Genomic DNA, 24,860 nt, shown 5'->3' with positions numbered 1-24,860 from the left:
TTCTTCATTTCGCCGAACGACCCGCCTTCTCGAACTCGTAGACGCGCAGATTGTGCTCCTCCGGCGTCCCGAACATGCCGCGGTACAACGTGACCCGACGAAGATACAGATGCAAGTCGTGCTCCCAGGTGACACCGATTCCGCCGTGCATCTGCACGCACGCCTGCACGATCTGGCCGGCCATCTCCCCGACGTAGGACTTGGCAATGCTGGCCGACAGGTTCGCTTCCGGCGAGCGGGCGGCCACGTCGGCCACCGCCGCCGCGGTGGTGGCGCGACAGGCTTCCAGCCAGAGCTTCATGTCGGCGAACTTGTGTTTGAGGGCCTGATACGAGGCCAACGGACGACCGAACGTGTGTCGGTCCAGCGCCCATTGCACGGTCAGGTCGAACACCGTCTGCAGGGCGCCGATCACCTCGGCGCACTGCAGCACCTGGGCGATCCGGCTCTGCCGCTCGACGAGTGCGGGGGTCTCGCCGGCGCTTCCGACGGCCGCGGAGCGTGGCACCACGACACCGTCGAAGTGCACGCGGGCGTATTGCTTGACCAGATCGACCGACTGCTGGGGCTCGATCCGGACGCCCGGCATGTCCGTCGGGACCAGAAACTGGCGAATTTCACCGGCGTTCGCGGCGCCGCGCGCCACCACCAGCAGCGCCGCACTCTGGGCGCCCGCCTCGACGCGGTCCTTGATGCCGTCGATGCGGTAACCGGAGTCGGTCTCGGTGGCGGTCACCGACGGATTCAGCGGTGCCCACCCCTGACCGGGCTCGCAGACCGCCCACGACGCCACGGCCTCACCGGATATCAGCGCCTCGATGGTGTCGGCGTGCTCGCCGGAGTTTGTGCACTCGACAAGGCCCGCCAGCACGGTGCTGACCGGATACAGCGGTCCGGGCGCCACCGTCTTCCCGAGTTGTTCGGCCACCATCGCCAGATCGGCGAAGCCGTTTTCCGAGACGCTTCCGCCGCCCAGCTCTTCCGGAACGAGCAGGGCGGTCCAGCCGAGCTCGGCGGCGCGCTGCCACCAGGCGGGATCGAACGACGTACCCGCGGCGTGCAGCTCCCGCACCCGTCGCAGCGGCGCTTCCTTATCCAGAAAGGCTTGGGTGGTCGAGGTGAAAAGAATCTTTTCGGGAGAGTCGAGGGTGGTCATGGTGCCGAGGGGATCCTTCTTGATATTCGATCGCTGCGGCTGCAACGGAAACGGTTTGAGTGTTTGATCATCCGCCCGATCGGTCCTCGGTTGGCTGGCATTTCCGATGTTAGCAACGCGCGATACGGTAAGAGATACCGGAGTTCAATCGGTAAAAGGGGACCGTCGACCATCAATCGACAAGGCGCCGGCTCAGCGGGGCCCGGTCGAACCTACATGGCGAACACGCGGCGCAGCGCCTGCGCGTGCAGCGCCCGATTCTCCTGGGAAACAATCCAATCGGGGACCATCGAGTCGAAGCCGTTGAACGTCGCGGCGATCACGTGCAATTCGGTGTGGACGTACGCGTGCAGCAGCCGGTTGGCGTAGTCGATGGCCTCGTCGCGGCAGGGATCGATCTCGGAGCAACTGATGAACGTGGGCGGTAGGCCTTCGAGATTGGCTCGGTGCGCGGGCACATGCTGACCGTTGGCGCTGGCGTGCCCGAGGTAGTGGTTCCACGCCCGGCTGACGGCCGGGCCGTTGAGGCCCGGGGTGCGCTGGAATTCGCGACGCGACGGCGTGGCGTCGGAATCGAGCATCGGCTGATGCAGGATCTGCATCAGGATCGTCGGGCCTTCCTGGTCGAACATGCGCTGGGTCAGGCCCGCGACCAGCGCCGCGCCGGCGTCCCGGCCCATCACCGCGATGCGGGCGGCGTCGGCGTCCAGCTCCGCGCTGTTCGCGACGACGTACCGGAAGGCCGCTTCGACATCGTCGAGCGCCGCCGGGCAGGGATGCTCGGGCGCCAGTCGGTAGTCGACCGATACCACCAGGCAGCCACCGTCGCGGGCCAGCTCCACGCAGTGGGCATGGTCAGTCTCGAGGTTCCCGGTGACGAACCCGCCACCGTGGGCGTACACCACCAGCGGCGCGGAGGATTCCGTGCGGCCGCGGTAGAGCCGCAGGCCGAGCTGCTGACCGTCCGGCCCGGCGATGGATCGTGAATCGATTGAGACGCCCGTGGTGTCGGCCGATGCGGCGCGCTGCGCGGCAAGCAGGTTGGCGTGTTCCCGCTCGGCGGGCAATGTCTCGGCGCGAAATTCGAAGGCGCCCAACTCCACGGCGGCGTCCCGCAACACCGGGTCGATGCGGTTGAGGCCGTGCGGCCGGGCCAGGTTCGTCTGTGTCATGTCAACTCGTTTTTCGGGCTCGTCGTGCGGGCGCTTCGGCGGTCCCGGACGGTGTCCCGTACCGGAAACCACCTTCAAGGTAGACCTGCGCTTTTAGCGAGTGACACACGAGGTGCTCGGCACCGCGACTCGAGCCCGGCGGGCCGCCGGTGCGATAGGACTGAGACCACGTCGAGTGGGTCCGCGCACGCCCCACATCGGTCACCGTGCGGGTGGCGTTACCACCCACGCCGTTGGGCTTCGTTGCTATTTATACTATGATAGCTATTTTCCGCTCGGTACATCCCCGCCGTGGATCCCGCGGGCACTCGCAAACCCGTCCGCGTGAACGGCCTTATCGGTTGTCTCAGGAGGAGCGCTGATGACGCTCAGCACTGGCCCGAACGGTCAGCCCGTCGTACCCCCGCTCGATTTCACCGGCGAAACCAGCCCTTACCCGTTCTTCGAACACATGCGGCACACCGACCCGGTATGGCACGGGTCCCTTTCGGACAACACCCAGTTGCCGGAGGAACTGAGGCCCAGCGACGAGTGGGTTCTTTTCGGCTATGACGGTGTCCACCAAGCCTTTCGCGACGACCGGGTCTTCACGTCGGCCGCCTACGACAAGACGATCGGGCTGGTGATGGGACATACCATCCTGGCGATGGGCGGCAGGGAACACCACGACCACCGCAACCTGGTGGCCAAGGCCTTCCGGGCGACCGCGCTGGAACGCTGGGAGCCGTCGGTCATCGGGCCGGTCTGCGATCGACTGGTAGACGAAATCAAGAATGACGGTCATGCTGACCTGGTGAAGGCCGTGACCTTCGAATTTCCCACGCGGATCATTTCGACGCTGCTCGGCCTGCCCGCCGAGGACCTGGACCTGTTCCGGCGGCTCTCCCTCGACCTGATCTCGATCCCCACCGACATCATGGCGGGATTGAACGCCGCGACCGAGCTCTACGACTACTTCCTCAAACAAGTCGAGCAGCGCCGGCGCAAGCTCACCGACGACATCATCGGCGACCTGGTCGCCGCCGAAATCGACGGGGAGAAACTCACCGACGAGGCCATCATCGCCTTCTTGCGGTTGCTGCTGCCGGCCGGCCTGGAGACCACCTACCGCTCGTCGGGCAATCTGCTGTACCTGCTACTGACCCACCCAGAACAGCTGGCGATGGTCGACCGGGACCGGTCATTGATACCGATGGCGATCGAGGAAGGCCTGCGGTTCGAAACGCCACTGACGATGGTCATGCGGACCACGACCGAAGAGGTCGAAATCGGCGGAAAGACAATCCCGGCCAATGCCCAGATCGACATGTGCATGGGCTCGGCCAACCGCGACGAGAGCCGCTGGACCGATCCCAACACGTTCGACATCCGCCGGCCGCGGCAATCCCACATCGCCTTCGCCGGCGGCATCCACATGTGCCTCGGCATGCATCTGGCCCGGCTGGAAACGCGGGTCATGTTGAACAGCCTCCTCGACCGCGTCGACGACCTGGCGTTCGTGCCTGACGACGGAACCGGCGAGGAATCCAAAATCGTCGGGCTCACCTTCCGGTCGCCGAACAAGCTGCTGGTCACCTTCGCCCCCGCCGCATGAGAAGCCACGCAGCGATCCTGCACGACGTCGGCGGACCGTGGTCTGTCGAGGAATTCGAGCTCGATCCTCCCAAGGCCGGCGAGGTACTGGTACAGATGGCGGCCGCCGGCCTGTGCCACTCCGACGACCACATCCTCAAGGGCGACATGTCGGCGCCGAACGAGGTGATGCGATCGATGGGGCTGCCGACCATGTTCCCGACCATCGGCGGCCACGAAGGCTCCGGCATCGTGCGCGAGGTCGGCCCCGGCGTCACCGATTTCGCACCCGGTGACCACGTGGTGATGTCCTTCGTCGCCGTGTGCGGCCAATGCCGTTGGTGCGCCAGCGGAATCGAATACCTGTGCGACGTCGGCATCGGCACCATGATCCCGGGGATGCCGACGGACGGCACCTTCCGCCACCACACCGCCGACGGCCGCAACCTGGGTCATATCGCCAAGGTCGGCGCATTCGCCGAACACACTGTGGTGTCGACCAATTCACTGGTGAAGATCGAGGAACATCTGCCACTGGCGTCGAGCGCGCTGCTGTCGTGTGCCATTCCAACCGGTTACGGTTCGGTCGCCAACCGGTCGAACATGCGCGCCGGCGATACCGTGGCGGTGATCGGCGTCGGCGGGATCGGCACGGGTGCGATCCAGGGTGCCCGAATCAACGGCGCAGCCCAGATCGTGGCCGTCGATCCGGTGGACTTCAAACAGAAATCGGCGCTGCAATTCGGCGCGACGCACAGCGCGGCAACGATCGACGAGGCGCTGGACCTGGTGCGCGGTCTGACCTACGGGGTGATGGCCGACGCGGTGGTGGTCTCACCCTCGTTGATCACCCCCGAGGACGTCCGCGACGCGGTGAAGCTCACCCGCAAGGGCGGCACCTGCGTCCTCACCGGCATGACGTCGCAGTTGACCCGGTCGGTCAAAATCGACCTGCAGGACTTCATCCTGATGAACAAGACGTTGGCGGGCACCATATTCGGCTCGTGCAACCCGAAGGCGGACATCGCCCGGCTGGCCAGGCTTTATGAGACCGGTCAGCTTCAGCTCGACGAGATGATCACCAAGCGCTATCGCCTCGACGAGGTCAACGACGCCTACGACGACCTACTCAACGGCAAGATCGTCCGGGGCATCATCGATTTCGGGATCAGCTGAGGCCTTTCGGCCCACCACCCGCTGCAGTTGGCCGTACGCGTCGATGGGACTGTGCAGCGCCAAGCCGCCGTCAGCGTGCACGACTTGGCCAGTCACCCAGGGCAACTCGAGCACGCCCACGATCGTCCCGGCCACGTCGACGGCGTCCCCCAGACCTCCCAGCGCAGTTCGTTCGGACAGAGCTTCCACCCAGCCGGGTAGCTGTTCGGGTTTCGCCAGCATCGGAGTTCGAGTGACGCCCGGCCCGACGGCGTTCACCCTGATGCCGTAGGCCCCCCACTCCGCTGCGGCGACCTTCACCAACATGTTCACGCCGGCTTTCGACACGCAGTAGGCGCCCATATCGCGATCGGCGACAGTGCCGCTGATGCTTGAGACCGCAACGATCGAGCCGCCCACCCCCGCGTCGACCATCGCCTGCGCGCCGGCGCGAATCGTCAGCCAGGTCCCCGTGAGATTGACCCTCAACACCCGGTTCCATTCCGCGGGCGACTGCTCGAGCAACAGGCCCGACGCGCCGACTCCGGCGCAGGTGACGATCCGGTCGGGTGGGCCGTGGTCTCGTACGACCTGTCGCATGGCGGCCGACACGGCGTCGGGATCGCTGACGTCACAGTCGATGTCGGCACCTGAGAGATCCCACACCACGACGTCGCGCCCCGCTTCGCGCAACCGTGCGGCGACCTCATGCCCGATGCCGGACGCGCCTCCGGTCACCAGGGCCGAGCGGGGACCATCTTGCACAAGACGCGAGTTTAGTCCGCCCCCACCCCATCGGCCGCGCCCACCGTCACGCGTGGGGGTCGCCGTCACGCTGGCGTGACGCTCGGCGGTTGCCGCCCTGCTAGGCAACCTTGGCCAAGGTGCGATCCCACAGCTTGCGCGCGAGCACGGGATCGTCGGCCGCGCGGTTGACCCTGGCGACCTTGCCCTTCGCGTAGTACTCGCCGGAAGCCCAGTCGACGCCGGGCGAGCTGGTCGCCAGCCAGACCAGTTGGTCGGCGCCCTGATCCGGAGTTTTGATGAAACGGCTCACCGGGGTTCGCTGCATGGTGGTCAGAAATCGGGATCCCGACGAGTGACCGATGTTGGTGTTGACGAAACCCGGGTGCACGACCGCCGCTGACAGTCCGTCGGCGAAAAAGCGCCGATGTAATTCCTTGGTGAACAAGATGTTTGCCAACTTCGCCACCGCATAGGCGGTGCTGGGCCGGCGCCTGTCCGTCGTGTCGAAATCGGCGAGCTTGACCTTGCGCAGCAGTCGCTGCGACGAACTGGACGTGTTGACGACCGTCGCCCGCGAACCGACCAGCACGTCCAGCAACAACGTGGTGAGCAGGAACGGCGCCAGGTAATTGACCTGCAGAGTGATCTCGTGGCCGTCGGCCGTTCGCCGCAGCTTGGAAAACACGCCCCCGGCGTTGTTACCGAGCACGTCGATGCGCGGATACTCGGACCGGAGTTTGTCCGCCAGGGCCCGCACCTGGGACAGATCGGCGAAGTCGGCGACGAAGTAGTCGGCATCGAGCTCCGCGGCCACGGCCGCGGTCTTGCTCTCCGAGCGTCCCACCAGCACCACGTTGTCACCGCCGCGGCTGAGCCGGCGGGCCGCCGCCGCACCGATGCCGTCGCTGGCGCCCGTGATGACCATCGTCCTGCGCGTCATTGCCAGACCTCCACCGGAAGTGTAGCGACCGGGGCGGGGCTTAAGGTCAGGCCAGCGAGTACCGAACCGGCAGATGCTTGAGTCCGCCGACGAAAGTGGTGGCGACCAGTTCCGGATCACCGGTCAGCTCAATGGATTTGAGCCGGGGCAGCAGCTGGGAGAAGAAGCTGTTGACCTCCATGCGGGCCAGCGCCGCGCCCATACAGAAGTGCACCCCGTAGCCGAAGGCCACGTGCTTGTTGGGGTCACGACCGACGTCGAAGCGGAAGGGATCGCTGAACACGTCCTCGTCACGGTTGGCCGAAACGTAGGACAGCAGCACCGAATCCCCAGCGGCGATGGGCACTCCGCGCACGGTGGTGTCCCTGGCGGCGGTACGCATGAATTCCTTGACGGGCGTCACCCAGCGGATCATCTCCTCGGTGGCCAGCGGCATCAGGTCGAGGTTGTCGCTCAGGCGCCGCAGCTGATCGGGATTCTCGATGAGCGCCTGCAGGCCGCCCGAGATGGTCGCGCTGGTGGTGTCGTGCCCGGCGGTGGCCACGATCAGGTAGTAGGACACGGTGTCGATGTCCGACAAGGGTTCGCCGTCGACGCGGGCGTTCGCGATCGCCGACGCGAGGTCCTCGGTCGGATGCTCGCGGCGCGACGCGGTCACACCGTTGAAGTACTGGAACATGTCGAACAGCGCGGGCAGCTGATCCTCGTTCGAGCTGCCCCGTTTGAATTCGGAGTCGTCGCTCCCGAACAACTCCTGGGTCAGCTTGAGCATCCGCGGAAAGTCGGCCTCGGGCAGGCCCAGCAGCGACATGATGACGTAGAGCGGGTAATTGACGGCGACTTCCTGTACGAAGTCACATTCCGGGCCGGCCGCCATCATTTTGTCGACATAGATCTTGGCCAGTTCGTCAACGCGAACCTTCAACGCCCGCATCGCCTTTGGACGAAACCAGTCGGAGCCGATCGCGCGCACCACCCGGTGCTGCGGATCGTCGAGATGAATCAGCGTGCGCACGCCGGCGGCGGCCTGCATCTCGTCGCCCTCCGCGGTCGTCAGCACCGGCCGGGGCCAGTTGGTGAAGAGCATGTTCTCGCGTTCGATGTCCATGACGTCGGCGTGTTTGGTGATCGCCCAGAACGGCTTGTAGTCGGGCACCTCCACCCAGGACACCGGAGCTTTGGCGCGTAGGTGCGTCAGCGCCGCATGCAGCCGCTGCTCGTCGGTGTACGCCAACGGGTCCGCCAAAAGCTTTGCGGCCTCGTCCATCGTCGTTGCGCTCACTGGTGAAACTCCTTCAATGCGGCGGTGATACAGGACTGCGACGCGGTCAAGAAGATGGGCAGGACACGGTCGACCGCACCTTCGCACCGGCTTTTCAAGGCGGCGGCGATGGTGTCGAGCGGTCCGACGACGGCGAAAGCCCCGAGCACCTCGTCGTCGATCAGCGATCCCATCGCGTCCCACTCCCCCGCCAGCGAAAGCCGGTGCAGTTCGGTGTGCAGCTCGCCCCACCCGTGCAGGTCGAGGACCTTGCGATAGGCCGGCGTCGAGCCGTAGAAGGCGATCTGCTTGCGCACGGCCGCGGTGGCGGTGGCCAATTCGTCGTCGGTGTGACCGGTGGCGACGAGCACTTCGCACGACACCTCGAAGTCGCCGCGATCGCGGCCGCCGCGTTGCATGCCGCGCAGCAGCGCCGGCACCGTCACCTCGTCGAGATAGCGCTTGGAGACCATCGGGTGCCCCAGGTGCCCGTCGGCGACCTCGCCGCACATCTCGGTCATCGCCTCACCGACGGCGGCCAGAAAGACCTTCGGTGGTGGATGTGGCTGGGGCTCAGGGGTGAACATCGGAGTCATGATCTTGTGGGTGTAGAAACGGCCCTCGAAACGAAGCTTGGTGCCGTCCGTCCACGCCGACCAGATCGCCCGCAACGCGGACACGAATTCGGCCATCCGGGCCGCCGGATGACTCCACGGCATGCTGAATCGCTTTTCGATATGCGGCTGGATCTGCGTTCCCAGGCCCAGGATGAACCGGCCCTGCGAATACGCCTGCAGGTCCCAGCCGATGTTGGCGACGATCATCGGATTGCGCGCGAACGCCACCGCAATGTTGGTGCCGAGTTCGAGCCGCGACGTGTGTTCCGCGGCCAGCAGCAGCGGAAGAAAAGGGTCGTGACTGGTTTCGGCGGTAAAGCCTCCGTCGTACCCCTGCTCTTCAAGAGCGACGGCCGCATCGGCCACCTGTGCAAGCCGATTGGGGATGCCCCCGTCGACCTTGAGGCGGGCGGCGTCGCGCATGCGGGTAACTTTACAGTAAGCAATCCAGTATGTGACCCTACAGATCTGTGGCGGTCGCAAGCGCGGCGCAGCGGGTCGCCACCATAGGACTGGTCGCGCGACGAATCTCCATGAGGTAGGACATAGGCATGCCGAAAGCCCAGGACTGGGGAGAAACGCTCGAGGATCTCGAGCGGCGCCGTCAGCAGGCGTGGGACATGGGCGGGCCGGAGCGGCTCGACAAGCATCGCAACAAGGGCAAGCTCGACGCGCGGGCGCGAATCGAGTACCTCCTCGATCCGGGCACATTCCGCGAGCTCGGCACCCTGGTTGGTGGTGAAATCGCGGGCGACGGCCTGGTGGTCGGCTCCGGTGAGATCAACGGCTCGCCGGTGATGCTGGGCGCCGAGGACTTCACCACCATGGCGGGCAGCATCGGCCCGGGCGGCAACTCGAAGCGGTACCGCATCGCCGAACTGGCGCTGCGGGACAAGATTCCGCTGGTGATGCTGCTCGAAGGCGCCGGCTTCCGTCCCGGCGGCGGGCATTACGGGCGCACCCCCACCGATCTGCTCGCGCAGGCGCAGTGCTCGGGCCGGGTTCCGACCGTCGCGGCCGTGCTCGGCCCCTCCGCCGGACATGGCGCGCTGGTGGCCCCGGTCTGCGACTTCCGCATCATGAGTGCCCAGGGCGCGATCTTCACCGCCGGACCGCCAGTCGTCAAAGAGTCCACCGGAGAAGAGATTTCGAAGGAAGACCTCGGCGGGCCCACCGTCGCCCTGCCCAGCGGGGTGATACACAATGTCGCCGAGAACGACGAGGCGGTCCTCGACGACGTCCGGCGCTATCTGTCGTACTTCCCGCCGAGCGCCTGGTCCTACCCGCCGTCACTGCCCGCGGACGGGGCCACCGCGCCTCGGCAGACGCCGGAGTTGCTCGACATCGTGTCCCGGGACAACCGCCGCGTCTACGACATGCGTGCGGTGCTCGAAGTCGTCTTCGACAGCCCGGACTGGTTCGAGGTGCAGCCGCAGTTCGGCAAGGCGATAATCTGCGGGCTCGCCCACCTCGGCGGCCATCCGGTCGCGGTGGTGGCCAACCAGCCCCAGGTGCTGGCCGGCTCCATCGATGCCGACGCCGCCGACAAGGCCGCGCACTTCATCATGGTGGCCGACTCGTTTCACCTGCCCATCGTGTTCCTGGCCGACAATCCCGGCATGCTGCCCGGCAGCCGCTCCGAGCGCAGCGGTGTGTTGCGTGCCGGCGCGCGGATGTTCGCCGCGCAGACCGCCGCCACCACGTTGAAACTGCATCTCACGCTGCGCAAGGCGTATGGGTTCGGGTCGATGGTCATGTCGCTGTTGGGCTTCGACCATCAGGTCGCGACCTTCGCCTACCCGGGCGCGACGATGGGCGCCATGAGCGCTGCGGCGCTGGGCCGGGCGACGCACGCCGGCGAGGACGTCACCGCGAAGTTGCGCGATGCCGAGTTGCAGGCTTCCTTCCGGTCGGCCGAGCACATGGGCTTCGACGAACTCATCGATCCCCGGGAGACGCGTGACGCCCTGCTTGCCTCGCTGAAGCGCGGCCTGTCCAGCAGGCAGGCGGCCGCCGAACCGGTCACCCGGACCGTCATCATGCCTTAGGACTGCCGCGAAACTGCAACTACCGACGCGTTTACCGAGTGGGAGCGTCGGTAGTTACAGTCTCGCGGTAGGCCGCGACGATCGGCTCGAGCTCGTCGGGTGTGGCACCGTGCATGATGACCGCGTCGGCCCCGTAGTCGAATTCCTTGCGGATGCGGTCCACGCACTGCTGCGCCGACCCGGTAGCCGACGGTTCCAGCCATTCGTCGGGAATCAGCGTCGCGATGTGCTCGATCTGCTCGGCCGTTCCCTTGTGATCGATCCCGCCCGCGATCGACGTGACCACCGGGTCTTCCCGGAAGCGTTGCAGCACAGCGGGATCCCAGTTGTTGGTCTCGACCAGCAGATCGCCGTAGCCCTGCAGATAGGTGGCCAGGCGCGCCACGGTCTTCTTCAACCGCAGTTCCTCGGGCAGATGGTCACCGACGGTGGCGAAGCACGACCACACCCGGACGCTGCCGGGGTCACGGCCGGCCTTCTCCGCGGCCGACTTCACGGTTTTGACGCTTCGCTGCAGAGTCTCGGGGGTGAAGTAGGTATGCAAGATGACGTCGTCGAACACTCGCCCCCCGAGCGCGAGCGTGTTGGGCCCGAAGGCCACCAGCGCCAGCCGAATGTCTTCGTTGAAGTCGGGATCGAGGAACAGGATGGGGTACTTGCCCATCGGGCCGTCGTGGTTGAAGATCAGCTCGCCATGCCACAGCCGGCGCATGACCCGGGCCCAGTCCTCCATCTGCGCCGTCGTCACCGGCGGGATGCCGAAGGCGCCGTAGATCGCGGCGATGCCACGGCCGATGCCGAGGGTGAATCGGCCGCCGGACAGGCGATGCATCGTGGTCGCCCACGAGCCGGTGATCAAGGGATGGCGGGTGTTGTGATTGGTTGCGGCGGTGGCGATCTGCATGCGGTTGGTCACCGCGCACGCCGCCCCCACCAGAGACGACGCCTCTTTGACGTTCCACCGCTCGGAGATGAAGGCGCTGCCGAAGCCGAGTTCCTCGCCGCGACGGGCCTCGTCCATCAAGGTTGCCGGGCCCTCACCACCGGCCCCGGCCAGCAGGTAAAAGCCCAATTCATCAAGCGAACGCTCACTCAATTCCAAACCCCTTGCTGGTAGCCACAGTTCCACACCTCGGTTATCTTGCCATCGACGACGCGGAACACCTCGATGCTGGCGATGTTGGTCTCGGTGCCGTCCTTGGTGGTAATCGTCGAGTCGTAGACGATCGCCACGTGCTCACCGTCGTCGCCCTCGATGACGACGTTGAGGTCGAAGTGCAGCGAGTCGGCCATCTGCCACATGTCGGCCACCCGCTGCACCGCTTCGGCGTGGGTCAGCGTGCGCGCCCCGCCCACCTCGTGCCGGATCACGGTGTCGGCCAACAGCTCCGCGGCCAGGTCGATGTTGCATTCGTTCCACACGACGAGGTTGTAGAGCTCGACCACCGTACGTGCCGTCCATGCGGCCGCCATCAGTCGGGCACCGGGTCGTCTTGGCGCGAGGCCACGTCGCGCAGAAATCGGTCGGTGATGCGCTGCACGCGCCGCGAGAAGATGTGCCCGACGTGGCTGCCCTCATACCAGTACAGTTGGCCGCCCCAGCGGTCCTGCAGAGCATCGGCGGGCTCGCGCATCGCCATCCGGTCGTGCCACGCGCCGACGATGAGCCGGCGATCCGGCGGCGGGGCCGGAGTGACCGCCAACGGATCGATCACCGAGGTCAGCTGGGTGACCACGGGGGATTCCAGCAGTTCGCGGAACCCGTCCCGCGAGGGACCCCACCGCTGCAGGTGCCGCGCGATCATGGCGTTGAGCCCCAGGATGGGCGTGTAGAGGGCGACGGCGTCGGTCTGCTTCTCCAGGTGCGAAACCAGCGCGGCCACCGGTGTGCCCATCGAAATCCCGGCCACCACAACGGCGGTGGCTTGCGGCTGCACCCAGCGCACGACTGCGCGCACCTCGGAGACCACGCGCATCATCCCCGCGACATTGCCCAGCGGATCCATGTCGGGATAGACCGGCCATTGGCGCCGCCGGCAACCGTGGCCGGGCTGCACCGGTAGCGCGACGTTGAACCCCAGCTTGTGATGCAGCCGTCCGATCCGGGACAGCAGCAGGTCTTCGGTGCCACCCTGGCCGGCGCCGTGCACCCATACCAGCCACGGCCTGGGCCCGTCGTGGTGCCGGCACAGGTGCACCACCGCCCGCGCCGGCCCGCCCAGGCCGTCGGCCTCCAGCGTGGCGGGCAACGCCGGGTCGTGCTCGAAGGCCATCCGTTCATACGCCAGACCCGCGATGCTGCGCCTGCGTATCGAGTTTGCCCGCAACGGTTTCGGATCGGCGTGCGCACGGTCGATACCGAGCGACGAAAGCTCTTCGGCCGCCGCGGTGCACGCATCCAACGGCCGCATCGCCGCGGGGCTTCTGGCCAGCAGCGAAAAGCCGCTCAGCACCAGTTCGTCGAGCATCGCCTCGCCGAACTGCCGCGCGCCGCGGGGCGACAGGGGCGCCCAGCCGGTCGACTCCTGCAGCCCGGCGACCGTGCGCGGCACCAGCATTCCCAATTCGCGGGCCATATCTCTGGCCAGGCCCAGTCCGTTCAATGCCGTTGCCATGTCGTCACCTTCACCAACTAGGACAGCTTGAAACCGGTGTATCCGCCGGTCGCGATTTCGTCGCAGCGGCGCCGGTATTCGGGAATGCCGCCGGTATAACCCATGTACATCCGCTTCTTGCCCGGCACGTTGCCGCCGTTGTACCAGGAGTTGCATGACGGGTGAACCAACACCGTCGGCGCGACCAGCGCGGTGGCGTGGTCGATCCACTCCTGCTGGGCGGTGCTCAGCGCTTCGATGGTGCGAATGTCGTTGGCGCGCAGATACGCGATGCAGTCACCGATCCACTCCACGTGCTGTTCGAGTGCGGCGACGAAGTTCGTGGCGGCGCTCGGGCTGCCCGGCCCTTGAACCGTGAAAAGATTCGGGAAGCCGGCGACCGCGACGCCCAGATACGACAGCGGTCCTTCGGTGGCCCAGAAGTCGCCCAGCGACATCCCGCCTCGACCGCGGACGTCGATCCGGCTGAGCGCGCCCGTCATGGCGTCGAATCCGGTTGCGTAGACTATGACGTCGAGTTCGTGCAGCTGGTTCTCGGTGCGGATGCCACCCGGTGTGACCGCACGGATCGGCGAGCGCCGCAGATCGACCAGGGTGACGTTGTCCCGGTTGAACGTTTCGTAGTAGCCCTGGTCGATGATCGGTCGCTTACACGCGAAGGGATGCACCGGCACCAATGACGCGGCGGTGTCCGGGTCTTTGACGATCCGGGCCACCGCCTCGCCGTACAGCTTGGCGGCCATCCGGTTGGCTTCGATGTCGAAGAAGATGTCGCCCCAGTTCAACGCGCCCATGACACCGTTCTCCTCGATGGCGCGCAGCTGTTCGGTGCGTGTCGCCGACTTCAACGGTGGCCTGCCGAGCATCTCGAGCAGGACGGAGAAGGCGCTCAGCCGCGCCGCCCCGATCGGGTGGGCTCGTTGGGCGGCCCGGATGTCGTCGTAACGTGCCTTCATGTCGTCGAGTTCGCCCGGGGAGAACCGATGCACCCGCCAGGGCAGGGTGTAGGCGGGCGAGCGCTGAAACACGCTCAGGTGCATGGCTTCTCGAGCTACCACCGGGATGAGCTGAACGCCGGTCGAGCCGGTGCCGATGACGCCGACGCGCTTGCCGCTGAGGTCCACGCCGCCCTCGGGCCAGCGGCTGGTGAACAGTGAGGTCCCGGCGAAGGCGTCCATTCCGGGAATGTCGGGTTCCAGCGGCACCGACAGAATGCCCGAGGCGGCGACGACGAACGGCACCCGGAACGATTCGCCGGCTTCGGTGCGCACCAGCCACACGCCGGCGACTTCGTCGAAGGTCATCGCGACGACCTCGGTGCTGAATTGAATGTCGCGCCGGAGGTCGAGCCGGTCGGCCACGAAGTTCAGATAGGCCTCGATCTCGGGCTGGGCCGGCATCGACTCGGTCCAAACCCATTCCTGCTGAATCTCTTCGGAGAAGCTGTAGGAGTATTCGATGCTCTCGATGTCACACCGCGCACCCCGGTACCGGTTGAAAAGCCACGTGCCGCCGACGTTTCCGGCCATCTCCAGCACCCGGGTCCGTATCCCGAGTTGCCGCAGCCGGTGCAGCATATACAGCCCGGAAAATCCGGCGCCGATGACGAGCACATCGAACGAGGTATCAGGTTCAGCCATTCTCACCACCGGTCATCTTCAAGATGGTTCGGGTCAGGTGCAGGCTTTTGATCCGCCAGCGACCGTCGCTCTTCTCGTAGGTCTCGTGGTAGTGACCGGCCCCGTATAACTCGCGGCCGTCATTGAAGATCAGCAGGTCCTCCATCGCCCAGATGCCCGTCGCGGTGGTGGCCGAGGTGAGGTTCAGCTCGGGGGTGTGGCTTTCCTGCAGAGGAAGTGCAGGGTCGCCTACGTTCTCGAGGCCGCCCATCACCACGGGAGCGAAGTTGTCAACGCCTTCGATCGGTGCCGCGGTCTGGGGATCGGCGCCGGCGGTGGACACCGCCATGTCCAGCGTGACGACCACATCGGTGGTGAACACGTCACGCCAGGACGCGGCGTCCTTGGTGTCCAGGAAACGGCAGTAGCGCGCCTTCAGCTGCCGGATGGCTTCCAGCTCGTCCGCCGCCTCAGTCATGTCACTCCCTTGCCGGTTACGGACCAGACTGCTGAAATCTATACTGTAACGGACTTAGTATCTATCGGAAATCGAGAGGCTTCGCGTGAAAGTCCCATTCACCTGGAAAGTCACCGGCTGGTTCATGGTCGGCTGGTCTCCGGAGTTTCCCGTCGGCGAGGTCCGGCCGCTGCACTACTTCGGGGAGGATCTGGTGGCCTACCGAGATGAGCAGGGTGAGCTGCACGTCCTGGAAGCCCACTGCAAACACCTCGGCGCGCACATCGGGCATGGCGGCAAGGTGGTCGGCGACTGCGTCGAGTGCCCCTTCCACGGCTGGCGGTGGGGACCGGATGGCACCAACCGGTACATCCCGTATCAGCCGGACCGGCCCAACCGCGGGCTACGGCTCAGGGTGTTTCCCGTGCGGGAGCAGTACGACTGCGTCTTCGTCTGGCACCACCCGGACGGCAAGGAGCCGCAGTGGGGGATGCCGGACATCTTCGGAAAGTTCCCGCAGTTCGAGACGGACCCGGCGGCCTATTACCGGGCGTACCCGGAGTTCTCCCGGCGCGCGGAGCGCGAACCGGTGCACCCGCAGATCGTGGCCGAGAATGCGCCCGACAGCGCACATTTCGAGTACGTGCACCACGCCACCGTGACGCCCCGGGTGCTGGACTGGAAGATCGTCGACCAGGAGTGGCAGTTCGTCGCGGGCTGGCCGGACGCGCGCAGCGACAACCCCGAGGACCTCGCGTTGCGCTTCCACAGCCACTTGTTCGGCCTCGGCGGTGCGATCAGCGTCTTCGAGGGCGCGCAGAATCATCGGCTGATCTTCACCTGCACACCGGTCGACGACGAATGCTCGGACCTGTTCTACTCGATCTGGTGGCCGCGACTGCCCGGCGACACCGCGGCCGTTCCTGACGGCAAACTGCGGGAGGTCATCGAGAAGCAGTTCCTGTCCACCGTGTTCGACGATCTGCAAATCTGGCGCTACCAGAAATACGTGGAACACCCCGCGCTGTCCAAGGTCGATGCGAAAGGCTATATGGCGCTGAGGAAATGGGCGACGCAGTTCTATGATGTCGCTCCGGCGGGCACCCCCGCATGACGGACCGGCTGGCCGGACTGGTCACACCCGCGCACACCGCGATCGTCACCCAGGAGTGCCAGGGTGCGGTGATGGGACCCGATGCCGGGCTGGCGATGCTCGCCGAGGAGGCCCGCCGCGAGGCGCTGCCCAACATCGCGCGCCTGCTGCCCGCGGCCCGGGCGGCCGGGGTGCGCGTCGTGCACTGCCTGGTACAGCGGCGGCCCGACGGGCTCGGCTCCAACCACAACGCGAAGATTTTCGCGATGGGCGGCGGCAATCGGGTGGACATCACGCCCGGCACGCCGGGTGCGGAGCTGCTGCCCGACTTAGGTCCGGAGCCTTCGGATTTGGTGTTGCGCCGGTGGCACGGCGTGGGCCCGATGGGCGGCACGGACCTGGACGCCGTGCTGCGCAATCTCGGGGTGTCGACCATTGTCGTGGTTGGCGTTTCGCTCAACATCGCGATCCCCAACCTCGTCATGGACGCCGTCAACGCCGCCTACCGGGTGGTCCTGCCCCGTGATGCGGTCGCCGGCATACCCGCCGACTATGGTGCAGCGATGATCGCCAACACGCTGTCGCTGCTGGCCAGCATCACCAGCACCGACGATCTGCTCCAGGCATGGGACGGGGCAGCGCGATGACCGAAACGGCGCCCGAAGTGCGTGGCGGATTCCCCGACGTCACCCCCGTGGAGCACGCTCCCGCGGAACTGGGCCCGTTCGTCGCCGCGCTGCGTCGCCTGCAGGACCTGACCGTGTCCACCAAGCCGGACCCCGCGCTGTGGGCGGCCGCGACCGCGCACCTGGAGGACGCCTGCGCGCTGCTGGAGGGCCACGAGGTCCCGGAGACCGAGGCGGTGGCCGGCCGGGTGCTGAGCCTGCCCGGACTGGCCCATCCCCTGATGCCGCCCTGGCTGGTGACCGAGTCCGGCCGCGACGGCGTGCGGATGGCCGGTCACTTCACCACGTCGCACATCGGCGGCAACCGGGCGGTGCACGGCGGCATGATCCCGCTGTTCTACGACTGGCTGTTCGGCATGGTCGTGACCACCGCGGGCATCCGGCCGACGCGCACGGCTTATTTGCACGTCGACTTCCGCAACATCACCCCCATTGACCAGCCGCTGACCGCGCATGGCCGCATCACCAGCGTCGAGGGTAGGAAGGTTTTCATTGACGCTACTATGATAGCCGCCGATGGAACATTGCTCAGCGAAGCCAACGGCTTGATGGTTCGTTTGCTACCCCACCAGCCGTGAGAGGCACGATGTCCGACACCACAACAGCATTCACGGTTCCGGCCGTCGCGAAGGCGGTCGCCGCCGCCATCCCCGATCGGGAGCTGATCATCCAGGGAGACCGGCGCTACACCTACCGGCAGGTGATCGAGCGCTCCAGCCGGCTGGCCGCGTACCTGCACGCCCGTGGGCTTGGATGCCACACCGAGCGCGCCGCGCTGGGCGGCCACGAGGTGGGCCAAGACCTGCTGGGCCTCTACGCCTACAACGGAAACGAATTCGTCGAGGCCCTGCTGGGCAGCTTCGAGGCGCGAGTCGCCCCGTTCAACGTCAACTTCCGCTACGTGAAGAGCGAGCTGCAATATCTGCTGGCGGATTCCGGCGCGACCGCGCTGCTCTACCACGCCACGTTCGCGCCGCGGGTGGCCGAGATCCTGCCGGACCTGCCACAGCTGCGCGTGCTGATCCAGATCGCGGACGAGTCGGGCAACGACTTGCTCGAGGGCGCAGTCGATTACGAGGCGGCCCTGGCGTCGGTGTCGCCGGAACCGCCGCCGGTGCAGCACTCCGCCGACGACTTGTACGTCCTGTACACCGGTGGCACGACGGGGATGCCGAAGGGCGTGTTGTGGCGCCAGCACGACATATTCATGACCTCATTCGGCGGCCGGAATCTCATGACGGGCGAGCCGTCGAGCTCCATCGACGAGATCGTCGAACGTGCCGCCGCGGGCCCGGGCACCAAGCTGATGATTCTGCCCCCGCTCATCCACGGTGCGGCCCAGTGGAGCGTGATGACCGCGATCACCACCGGGCAGTCCGTCGTCTTTCCCACAGTCGTCGATCATTTGGACGCCGAAGACGTGGTGCGGACGATCGAGCGGGAAAAAGTCATGGTGGTCACCGTGGTGGGCGATGCGATGGCGCGCCCCCTGGTCGCGGCCATCGAGAAAGGGATCGCCGACGTGTCGTCGCTGGCGGTCGTCGCCAACGGCGGCGCGCTGCTGACCCCTTACGTCAAGCAACGCCTGATCGAAGCGCTGCCGAACGCCGTTGTGGTCGACGGCGTCGGCTCGTCGGAGACCGGGGCGCAGATGCATCACATGTCGACGTCGGGGGCGGTGGCCACCGGCACGTTCAACGCCGGGCCCGACACCTTCGTAGCCGCCGAGGACCTGACGGCAATCCTGGACCCAGGCCACGACGGGATGGGCTGGCTAGCGCAGCGGGGGTACGTTCCGCTCGGCTATAAGGGCGATGCGGCCAAGACGGCCAAGACATTTCCGGTGATCGACGGTGTCCGGTACGCCGTCCCCGGTGACCGCGCACGCCACGGCACCGACGGCTCCATCGAATTGCTGGGCCGGGATTCGGTCACCATCAACTCCGGGGGCGAGAAGATCTTCGTCGAGGAGGTCGAAACCGCCATCGCGTCGCATCCCGCGGTCGCCGACGTGGTGGTCGCCGGCCGTCCGAGCGAACGGTGGGGCCAGGAGGTCGTCGCCGTGGTGGCGCTCGCACCGGGCGCCGGCGCCGAGGCCGAAGAACTGGTGTCGCACGCCGCGCAGACGCTGGCGCGCTACAAGCTGCCCAAAGCGATCGTGTTCCGTTCGATCATCGAGCGCAGCCCGTCGGGTAAGGCCGACTATCGGTGGGCGCGCGAGCAGGCGGTGAATGGCTGACGGTGCTGCCGGCGGCCCGCCGCGGGAAGGCGTAGATCATGACGTTGCTGCAACAGGACGAGACGCTGACGGCATCGACCGAAGTGCGGGCCTCCGCGGAACAGGTCTACGCCGTCGTCTCCGACGTCACCCGCATTCCGGAGTGGAGTCCGGAGACAACGCGCGCAAAGTGGCTGGGGCCGAACCGTTTCCAGGCGTGAAACCGCCGTCGCCTGGGCCGGTGGCGCACCGTTGCCGACGTCGTCGAAGCCGAACCGGGACACAGGTTCTCATTCGTCGTTCAGGCGATGGGTGGGGACTGGACGCAATGGACGTACCTCATCGATCCCGGATCCACCATCGGCACAACGCGTCTCACCGAAACGTTCCGGATGTGCGTTCGGCTGCCGTTCGGCGCGGTCGCATTCGAGCACCTGTTCTTGTTCGTCCGGGACCGTCGTGGAGATCTGCAGAAGAACCTCGACGTCTCGGTAGACCGGATCCGCGGGATCGTCGAAGCAGGAGTGGAGGCGTGACAAACTCGTGAAGTACCAAGGTCGTGTCGCAGTGGTCACGGGTGCCGGCTCCGGCATCGGCCGCGCCTTGACGCAGGCGCTTACCCGGGATGGGGCGCACGTCGCCGCATCCGATATCGACCCGAACGGCCTGGCCGAAACCCAGGCGGCATGTCCGGCAGGGCAAGTCACGCCCTATCGGGTCGACGTCGCCGACCGGGGTGCGGTGATGGGCTTCGCCGAAGAGGTGCGCCGCCAGCACGGGCCCGCCGCAATGCTGTTCAACAACGCCGGAGTCGACCTGTTCGCCAGCGTGGCGGACATGTCCTGGCAGGACTTCGACTGGCTGATGGGCATCAACGTCGGAGGCGTCATCAACGGGACCAAAGCCTTTCTGCCACAACTCATCGAGGCCGGTTCGCCGCGACGACCCGCCCGGTTGATCAACCTGTCCAGCGCCTTCGGCCTGATCGCGATTCCCTACCAAGGCGCCTACAGCACGTCGAAGTTCGCGGTGCGTGGCTTCACCGAAGCGCTGCGGCAGGAGATGATCATCGAACGCCGCCCCGTGACCGTGCACTGCGTGCATCCCGGTGTCGTGCGTACCAACTTCGGGGCCAATATGCGCACGTCGGACACCGAGGATCCCGAGGTCGCGGCCAAACTCTTCGACCGCGCGGCACTCACCTCTCCCACCAAGGCCGCCCGGCTCATTTTGCGTGGGGCCGAGAGGAATCAGGCCAGAATCCTCATCGGTGCCGACGGGCGCGCGATGGCCGCGGTGCCGCGGTTGCTCGGTGTGCGCTACGCGGGCCTGCTGGCGCGCGCCGCGAGGCTGACCAACTCGGGCTCCGCGCACGCCGACCGCTAGAGCGCCGTCGCTATCCGCGCGGCCGGCCCCGCAGCCGCCGGTGGGTGCGAGCGCGCGTCATGCGCATCATGAGGTTTGCGCCCAGCCGCAGTGACCGGCCGAACGGCGGCGCCGCGTTCCCGGTGATGCTGAACGGCAGGTCGTTGCCCACCACGGTGCGGTGATGACTGAAGGTATCGAAACCGGCCTTGCCATGGTAGGCACCCATCCCGCTGCGGCCCACTCCCCCGAATGGCGCCGCCGACGGGATCATCTGTGCCGCAAAGTCGTTACGGGCGACGCCGCCGCTGCGGGTGCGACGAACGAAGGCGCGGAAGTCGGCATCGTCGGGTCCATACCAGTACGCCACCAGCGGCGCCGGGCGGCCGTTGATGTAGTCGATGGCCTCCGCCAACCGCGAATACTCCTTCACCACCAGAACCGGGCCGAAGATTTCCTCGCCGGCGATCCTCATCCGGTCATCGACATCACGCACGATGGTGGGAGCGATCTTGCGGGAGGCATGGTCGGGCAACGATTCCCCGCCCGGCGCAATGGTTTCCACGTCGGCCCCCTTGCCCCGCGCGTCCTCGATCAGGCCGACGACCCGATCGAAATTCGCCTGGTTGACGCTCGAGCAGTAGTCCTTGTTCGACACGATGGTGGGGAACATGTCACGCAAGGTGCTCCGCGCGACGACGACGAAGGCGTCCAGCTTCTCCTCGGGCACGAACACATAGTCGGGGCAGACGCACACCTGTCCCCCGTTGACCATGCGTGCCTGCGCGATCCGTACCGCGGCGCGGTGGATGTCGGCGCCCGGCGCGACGACGACGGGATTCTTGCCGCCGAGTTCCAACGTCACCGGCACCAGATTCTGCGCCGCCGCCCTTTGCACCAGGGCACCGACCGACGGTGAGCCGGTGAAGAAGAGGTGATCGAAGGGCAGGGCGGCGAAGGCCGCCGCCACGTCGGGACCGCCGGTGACGACGTGCAGTTCCTCTGAGTCGAAGTACTCGGGCGCCAGCGACGCCATCAGGTCGGCGGTGTGCGCGGTGACCTCCGACATTTTGACCATCGCCCGGTTGCCGGCCGCGAACGCGGTGGCCGCGGGAAGGACCACGAGATTGAGCGGGAAGTTCCACGGCCCGATGATCCCGATCACCCCGAGCGGTGAGGGCTGGACCTCGGCCCGCAGCCCGCAAAGCCGCGCCGTCCGCATCAGCCTGGTCGGTCGCATCCACTGCGCGGCATGGGATCTGGTGTGCTCGATGACCGAGAGCATGCCGATGACCTCGGTGAACAACGTTGCCGCCTTGGACCGCGTGCCGAAGTCGGCGGCCATCGCGTCCACGAACGCATCGGTGTTGTCCAACACGAGCGCCATCAACCGGTCGATGCGGTTGCGCCGCACCGTCAGGCTGGGCGGCCCCTCGGCCAGGAACGCACGCCGCTGCCGCTCCAGCACGGCACCCAGCTCGGCGGGCCGCTGTTCGACTGTGCCGTGAGCGCGTTCGTCGAGTGTGCTCATGAATCACCTTCGGTGTCCGGACCGGCGAGCGGCCTCGCCCGGTCATGCCCATATTGCCTACTGTAATAATTACAGTACGATCTTACGAGGAAGTGTTCGATCGTGCTGAGATCAAGATGCTGGAGATCAGGTGACGACCAACGTTCACACCGCCGCCGGTGCCGGCGACGAGACCGTCAGCCTGCGCGACCCCTACCCGTTCTTCGCCCGCAAACGGCGAGAGGCCGGGGTGTTCGCCGGCTCGGTGATGGACTACTCCAAGACGCCGGAGTCCCTGATGCCCAAACGGGAGTACTCCGCGATGTCGTTCGACGCGGTCAACACGGTGTTCCGGGACGGCCGGGTGTTCAGTTCCAAGCCGTACGACAAGACCATCGGCCTGTTCATGGGGCCGACGATTTTGGCGATGGAGGGCAAGAAGCACCGCGAACACCGCAACCTGGTTTCCGCGGCGTTCAAGTCGAAGGCGCTGGCCCGCTGGGAGCCGACCATCGTGCGGCCGATCTGCAATGCCCTGATCGACGAATTCATCGAGACCGGCCGGGCCGACCTGGTCCGGCAGTTCACCTTCGAATTCCCCACCCGGGTCATCGCCCGGCTGCTCGGGCTGCCCGATGACGACCTGCCGATGTTCCACACTCGCGCCGTGCAGTTGATCAGCTACCACGTCAACTACGAGCGCGCCTTCGAGGCGTCGACCGCGCTCAAGGAGTACTTCGTCGAGCAGATCGAACAGCGCAAGTCCAAGCCCACCGAGGACATCATCGGCGACCTGGTCACCGCGGAGATCGACGGCGAAAAGCTCAGCGACGAAGCCATTTACTCGTTCCTGCGGCTGCTGCTGCCCGCCGGCCTGGAAACCACCTACCGCTCGTCGGGAAACCTGCTCTATCTCTTGCTCACGCACCCGGAGCAGTTCGCCGCGCTGCAAGCCGACCGCGAGCTTCTGGCACCCGCCATCGAGGAAGGGCTGCGCTACGAGACGCCGCTGACCACCGTGCAGCGCTTCACGACCGAGGACACCGAGGTGGCAGGTGTGAAGATTCCGGCACGTTCGGTGATCGGGGTGTGCATCGGATCGGCGAACCGCGACGAGCGGCGCTGGGAACGCCCCGAAGAGTTCGACATTTTCCGCAAGCAGATTCCGCACATCTCGTTCGCCGCGGGCGAGCACACCTGCCTGGGATTGCATCTGGCACGGCTGGAGACGCGCGTTGCGATGGAATGCCTGTTGAACCGGCTGACCAACGTCACCTTGCTGACCGAGGGTGACCCGCACATCCACGGTCAGCCCTTCCGGTCACCGAATGCGCTTCCGGTGACGTTCGACGCGAAGTAGGGTCCACAAAATGGTCAAAGTCATGGCGGGCTTTCGGGTCCTGGAGCTTGCGCAGTTCACCTTCGTTCCGGCGGCGGGAGCGATCCTCGCGGACTGGGGAGCGGACGTCATCAAGGTCGAGCACCCGTTGCGCGGCGACACCCAACGCGGTTTCATCAACATGGGTGGCATTCAACTCGATCCGGAGCGGCACCCGTTGATGGAGCATCCCAACCGGGGCAAGCGCAGCGTCGGGGTCGACGTATCGACGCCGGGCGGTCAGGAAGTGATCTACGAGCTGGCCAAGACCGCCGACGTGTTCCTCACCAACTACATGCCCGCGCAGCGACAGAAGCACAAGTTCGACGTGGAGCACATCCGCGCGGTGAACCCGAACATCGTTTACGCGCGCGGTTCGGCCTACGGCGACAAAGGGGCCGAGCGTGACACCGGCGGCTATGACGGAACGGCGTTCTGGACGCGCAGCGGCATCGGTTACGCGCTGACGCCGGAAGAGCTGGGCGGCGCACTGGGACAAGGCATTCCCGCGTTCGGCGATTCGATCGGCGGCATGTTCATCGCGGGCGGCATCTCGGCCGCGCTGCTGCACCGGGAGCGCACCGGCGAAGCCGTAGAGCTCGACGTGTCGCTGCTGAGCACGGCCTGGTGGGCGGCGGGCGCCAGCGTGACGCAGGGCATGGAGACCGGCGAGGTCATGCGCACCCCGATGCCGGGTTCCGGCGCGCCATCGGTAAACCCGTTCATGGGCAACTACGAAACCTCCGACGGCGGCACGATCAACCTGTGCATCATCAGCCCGACCGGCCTGATCCGCGACACGTTCGAACACCTGGGCATCCCCGATGCGGCCGACGATCCCCGCTTCTCCGACGTGCTTCCGCTGATTCAAAACGCCGACGCCGCCACCGAACTGATCGCGAAGGCCTTCGCCGGCAAGCCCTTTGACTATTGGCGGCAGCACCTCAAAACGATGAAGGGCCAATGGGCGCCCTTCCAGAGCCTGCTCGACCTGATCGACGATGAGCAGGCCGTCGCCAACGACATGATCAGCGAGGTCGAACTCGCCGCCGGCGGCAAGCCGTTCCGCGTGGTCCGCGGCCCCGTGCAGTTCAACCACGAGCCGTTGACCACGACGCGGGCGCCACAGGCCAGCGAGCACACCGAGCTGGTGCTGATGGAGCTGGGCATGGACTGGGACCGCATCGAGGAACTGAAGAACGCGGGAGCCATTGCGTGACCCCCAACAGCAACCGCGCAGCGACGATGCAG

The 24,860-nt window shown here is 66.4% G+C and carries 24 protein-coding genes; 12 read left to right on the top strand and 12 right to left on the bottom strand.

What is annotated here, in order from left to right; translation table 11 throughout:
* Positions 1–4: 4 nt before the first annotated feature.
* Both A5688_RS14545 and A5688_RS14540 read right to left on the bottom strand, forming a co-directional pair.
* Positions 5–1,156: an acyl-CoA dehydrogenase family protein gene (locus A5688_RS14545; RefSeq protein ID WP_067911492.1), complete on the bottom strand. Its 1,152-nt coding sequence runs from the start codon at positions 1,154–1,156 to the stop codon at positions 5–7.
* Positions 1,157–1,368: 212 nt separating this feature from the next.
* The gene (locus A5688_RS14540; RefSeq protein WP_067828983.1) at positions 1,369–2,328 is read right to left on the bottom strand and encodes an alpha/beta hydrolase; all 960 of its coding nucleotides are present in this window, start codon (positions 2,326–2,328) and stop codon (positions 1,369–1,371) included.
* A gap of 361 nt (positions 2,329–2,689) precedes the next feature.
* On the opposite strand from A5688_RS14540, the gene A5688_RS14535 reads away from it, so the two are divergent.
* A complete protein-coding gene (locus A5688_RS14535) occupies positions 2,690–3,922 on the top strand; it encodes a cytochrome P450 (protein ID WP_067911495.1) in 1,233 nt (410 codons plus the stop codon).
* Positions 3,919–5,076, top strand: a complete 1,158-nt coding sequence (locus A5688_RS14530; RefSeq protein WP_067911497.1) for a Zn-dependent alcohol dehydrogenase — start codon at positions 3,919–3,921, stop codon at positions 5,074–5,076. The genes A5688_RS14535 and A5688_RS14530 overlap by 4 nt, the downstream gene beginning before the upstream one ends.
* Here the strand turns inward: A5688_RS14530 and A5688_RS14525 are convergent.
* The 4 genes from A5688_RS14525 to A5688_RS14510 all read right to left on the bottom strand — a co-directional run bounded on the left by A5688_RS14525 (position 5,026) and on the right by A5688_RS14510 (position 9,043).
* Positions 5,026–5,820, bottom strand: coding sequence for an SDR family NAD(P)-dependent oxidoreductase (locus tag A5688_RS14525; protein WP_067828974.1), 795 nt, complete (start codon positions 5,818–5,820; stop codon positions 5,026–5,028). The two genes, A5688_RS14530 and A5688_RS14525, sit on opposite strands and share 51 nt — an antisense overlap.
* Before the next feature lie 100 nt (positions 5,821–5,920).
* Positions 5,921–6,742 carry an SDR family NAD(P)-dependent oxidoreductase gene (locus tag A5688_RS14520; RefSeq protein ID WP_067911500.1) on the bottom strand — a complete coding sequence of 274 codons (822 nt, stop codon included), beginning with the start codon at positions 6,740–6,742 and terminating at the stop codon, positions 5,921–5,923.
* A gap of 46 nt (positions 6,743–6,788) precedes the next feature.
* Entirely contained in the window at positions 6,789–8,009 is a 1,221-nt protein-coding gene (locus A5688_RS14515) for a cytochrome P450 (RefSeq protein ID WP_067911502.1), read from the bottom strand.
* An 11-nt stretch (positions 8,010–8,020) separates the two neighbouring features.
* On the bottom strand, positions 8,021–9,043 hold the full coding sequence (locus A5688_RS14510) for an LLM class F420-dependent oxidoreductase (protein ID WP_067911505.1): 1,023 nt from the start codon (positions 9,041–9,043) through the stop codon (positions 8,021–8,023).
* Positions 9,044–9,171: 128 nt separating this feature from the next.
* Between A5688_RS14510 and A5688_RS14505 the strand changes: the two genes are divergently transcribed.
* Positions 9,172–10,668, top strand: coding sequence for an acyl-CoA carboxylase subunit beta (locus A5688_RS14505; protein ID WP_067828958.1), 1,497 nt, complete (start codon positions 9,172–9,174; stop codon positions 10,666–10,668).
* 31 nt (positions 10,669–10,699) lie between these two features.
* On the opposite strand, the gene A5688_RS14500 is transcribed toward A5688_RS14505, so the two are convergent.
* From A5688_RS14500 to A5688_RS14480, 5 genes are read right to left on the bottom strand one after another with little or no spacing between them, the layout of a single operon-like run.
* A complete protein-coding gene (locus tag A5688_RS14500) occupies positions 10,700–11,764 on the bottom strand; it encodes a TIGR03857 family LLM class F420-dependent oxidoreductase (RefSeq protein WP_067828956.1) in 1,065 nt (354 codons plus the stop codon).
* The gene (locus A5688_RS14495) at positions 11,761–12,141 is read right to left on the bottom strand and encodes a nuclear transport factor 2 family protein (RefSeq protein ID WP_067828952.1); all 381 of its coding nucleotides are present in this window, start codon (positions 12,139–12,141) and stop codon (positions 11,761–11,763) included. The genes A5688_RS14500 and A5688_RS14495 overlap by 4 nt, the downstream gene beginning before the upstream one ends.
* Positions 12,141–13,283: a PHB depolymerase family esterase gene (locus tag A5688_RS14490; protein ID WP_067911508.1), complete on the bottom strand. Its 1,143-nt coding sequence runs from the start codon at positions 13,281–13,283 to the stop codon at positions 12,141–12,143. Before A5688_RS14490 ends, A5688_RS14495 begins: the two co-directional genes overlap by 1 nt.
* 17 nt (positions 13,284–13,300) lie before the next feature.
* A complete protein-coding gene (locus A5688_RS14485; RefSeq protein WP_067911511.1) occupies positions 13,301–14,923 on the bottom strand; it encodes a flavin-containing monooxygenase in 1,623 nt (540 codons plus the stop codon).
* The gene (locus A5688_RS14480; RefSeq protein ID WP_067911514.1) at positions 14,916–15,380 is read right to left on the bottom strand and encodes a nuclear transport factor 2 family protein; all 465 of its coding nucleotides are present in this window, start codon (positions 15,378–15,380) and stop codon (positions 14,916–14,918) included. The genes A5688_RS14485 and A5688_RS14480 overlap by 8 nt, the downstream gene beginning before the upstream one ends.
* 85 nt (positions 15,381–15,465) lie before the next feature.
* Here A5688_RS14480 and A5688_RS14475 point away from each other — a divergent pair, with 85 nt between their 5' ends.
* The 7 genes from A5688_RS14475 (at position 15,466) to A5688_RS14450 (ending at position 20,742) form a co-directional block, all read left to right on the top strand.
* Positions 15,466–16,473, top strand: a complete 1,008-nt coding sequence (locus A5688_RS14475) for a Rieske 2Fe-2S domain-containing protein (RefSeq protein WP_067837965.1) — start codon at positions 15,466–15,468, stop codon at positions 16,471–16,473.
* Positions 16,470–17,099: a cysteine hydrolase gene (locus tag A5688_RS14470; protein ID WP_067911517.1), complete on the top strand. Its 630-nt coding sequence runs from the start codon at positions 16,470–16,472 to the stop codon at positions 17,097–17,099. Before A5688_RS14475 ends, A5688_RS14470 begins: the two co-directional genes overlap by 4 nt.
* Positions 17,096–17,716, top strand: coding sequence for a PaaI family thioesterase (locus tag A5688_RS14465; protein ID WP_067837955.1), 621 nt, complete (start codon positions 17,096–17,098; stop codon positions 17,714–17,716). The genes A5688_RS14470 and A5688_RS14465 overlap by 4 nt, the downstream gene beginning before the upstream one ends.
* Before the next feature lie 8 nt (positions 17,717–17,724).
* On the top strand, positions 17,725–19,377 hold the full coding sequence (locus A5688_RS14460; protein ID WP_067911520.1) for an acyl-CoA synthetase: 1,653 nt from the start codon (positions 17,725–17,727) through the stop codon (positions 19,375–19,377).
* Between the two features lie 38 nt (positions 19,378–19,415).
* Positions 19,416–19,577 carry an SRPBCC family protein gene (locus A5688_RS28150; protein ID WP_242660303.1) on the top strand — a complete coding sequence of 54 codons (162 nt, stop codon included), beginning with the start codon at positions 19,416–19,418 and terminating at the stop codon, positions 19,575–19,577.
* A gap of 87 nt (positions 19,578–19,664) precedes the next feature.
* Positions 19,665–19,892 (top strand): hypothetical protein, encoded by a 228-nt coding sequence (locus A5688_RS28145; RefSeq protein ID WP_242660304.1) that lies wholly within the window; start codon positions 19,665–19,667, stop codon positions 19,890–19,892.
* 7 nt (positions 19,893–19,899) lie between these two features.
* Positions 19,900–20,742, top strand: coding sequence for an SDR family NAD(P)-dependent oxidoreductase (locus A5688_RS14450; protein ID WP_067911523.1), 843 nt, complete (start codon positions 19,900–19,902; stop codon positions 20,740–20,742).
* A gap of 10 nt (positions 20,743–20,752) precedes the next feature.
* Here A5688_RS14450 and A5688_RS14445 read toward each other — a convergent pair whose 3' ends face one another.
* Positions 20,753–22,189 (bottom strand): coniferyl aldehyde dehydrogenase, encoded by a 1,437-nt coding sequence (locus tag A5688_RS14445; protein ID WP_067911629.1) that lies wholly within the window; start codon positions 22,187–22,189, stop codon positions 20,753–20,755.
* Positions 22,190–22,382: 193 nt separating this feature from the next.
* Here A5688_RS14445 and A5688_RS14440 point away from each other — a divergent pair, with 193 nt between their 5' ends.
* Complete coding sequence (locus tag A5688_RS14440; RefSeq protein ID WP_067911526.1) at positions 22,383–23,591, top strand: cytochrome P450; 1,209 nt, start codon at positions 22,383–22,385, stop codon at positions 23,589–23,591.
* Positions 23,592–23,613: 22 nt separating this feature from the next.
* Positions 23,614–24,828 (top strand): CaiB/BaiF CoA transferase family protein, encoded by a 1,215-nt coding sequence (locus A5688_RS14435; protein ID WP_067838037.1) that lies wholly within the window; start codon positions 23,614–23,616, stop codon positions 24,826–24,828.
* Positions 24,829–24,860 lie beyond the last annotated feature (32 nt).

Origin of the sequence: Mycobacterium mantenii, from assembly GCF_001667865.1 — a bacterium.
Lineage (GTDB): Bacteria > Actinomycetota > Actinomycetes > Mycobacteriales > Mycobacteriaceae > Mycobacterium > Mycobacterium mantenii_A.
Note: the sequence above shows the minus strand (reverse complement) of the source record. Positions and strands in the feature narration are given on the sequence as shown.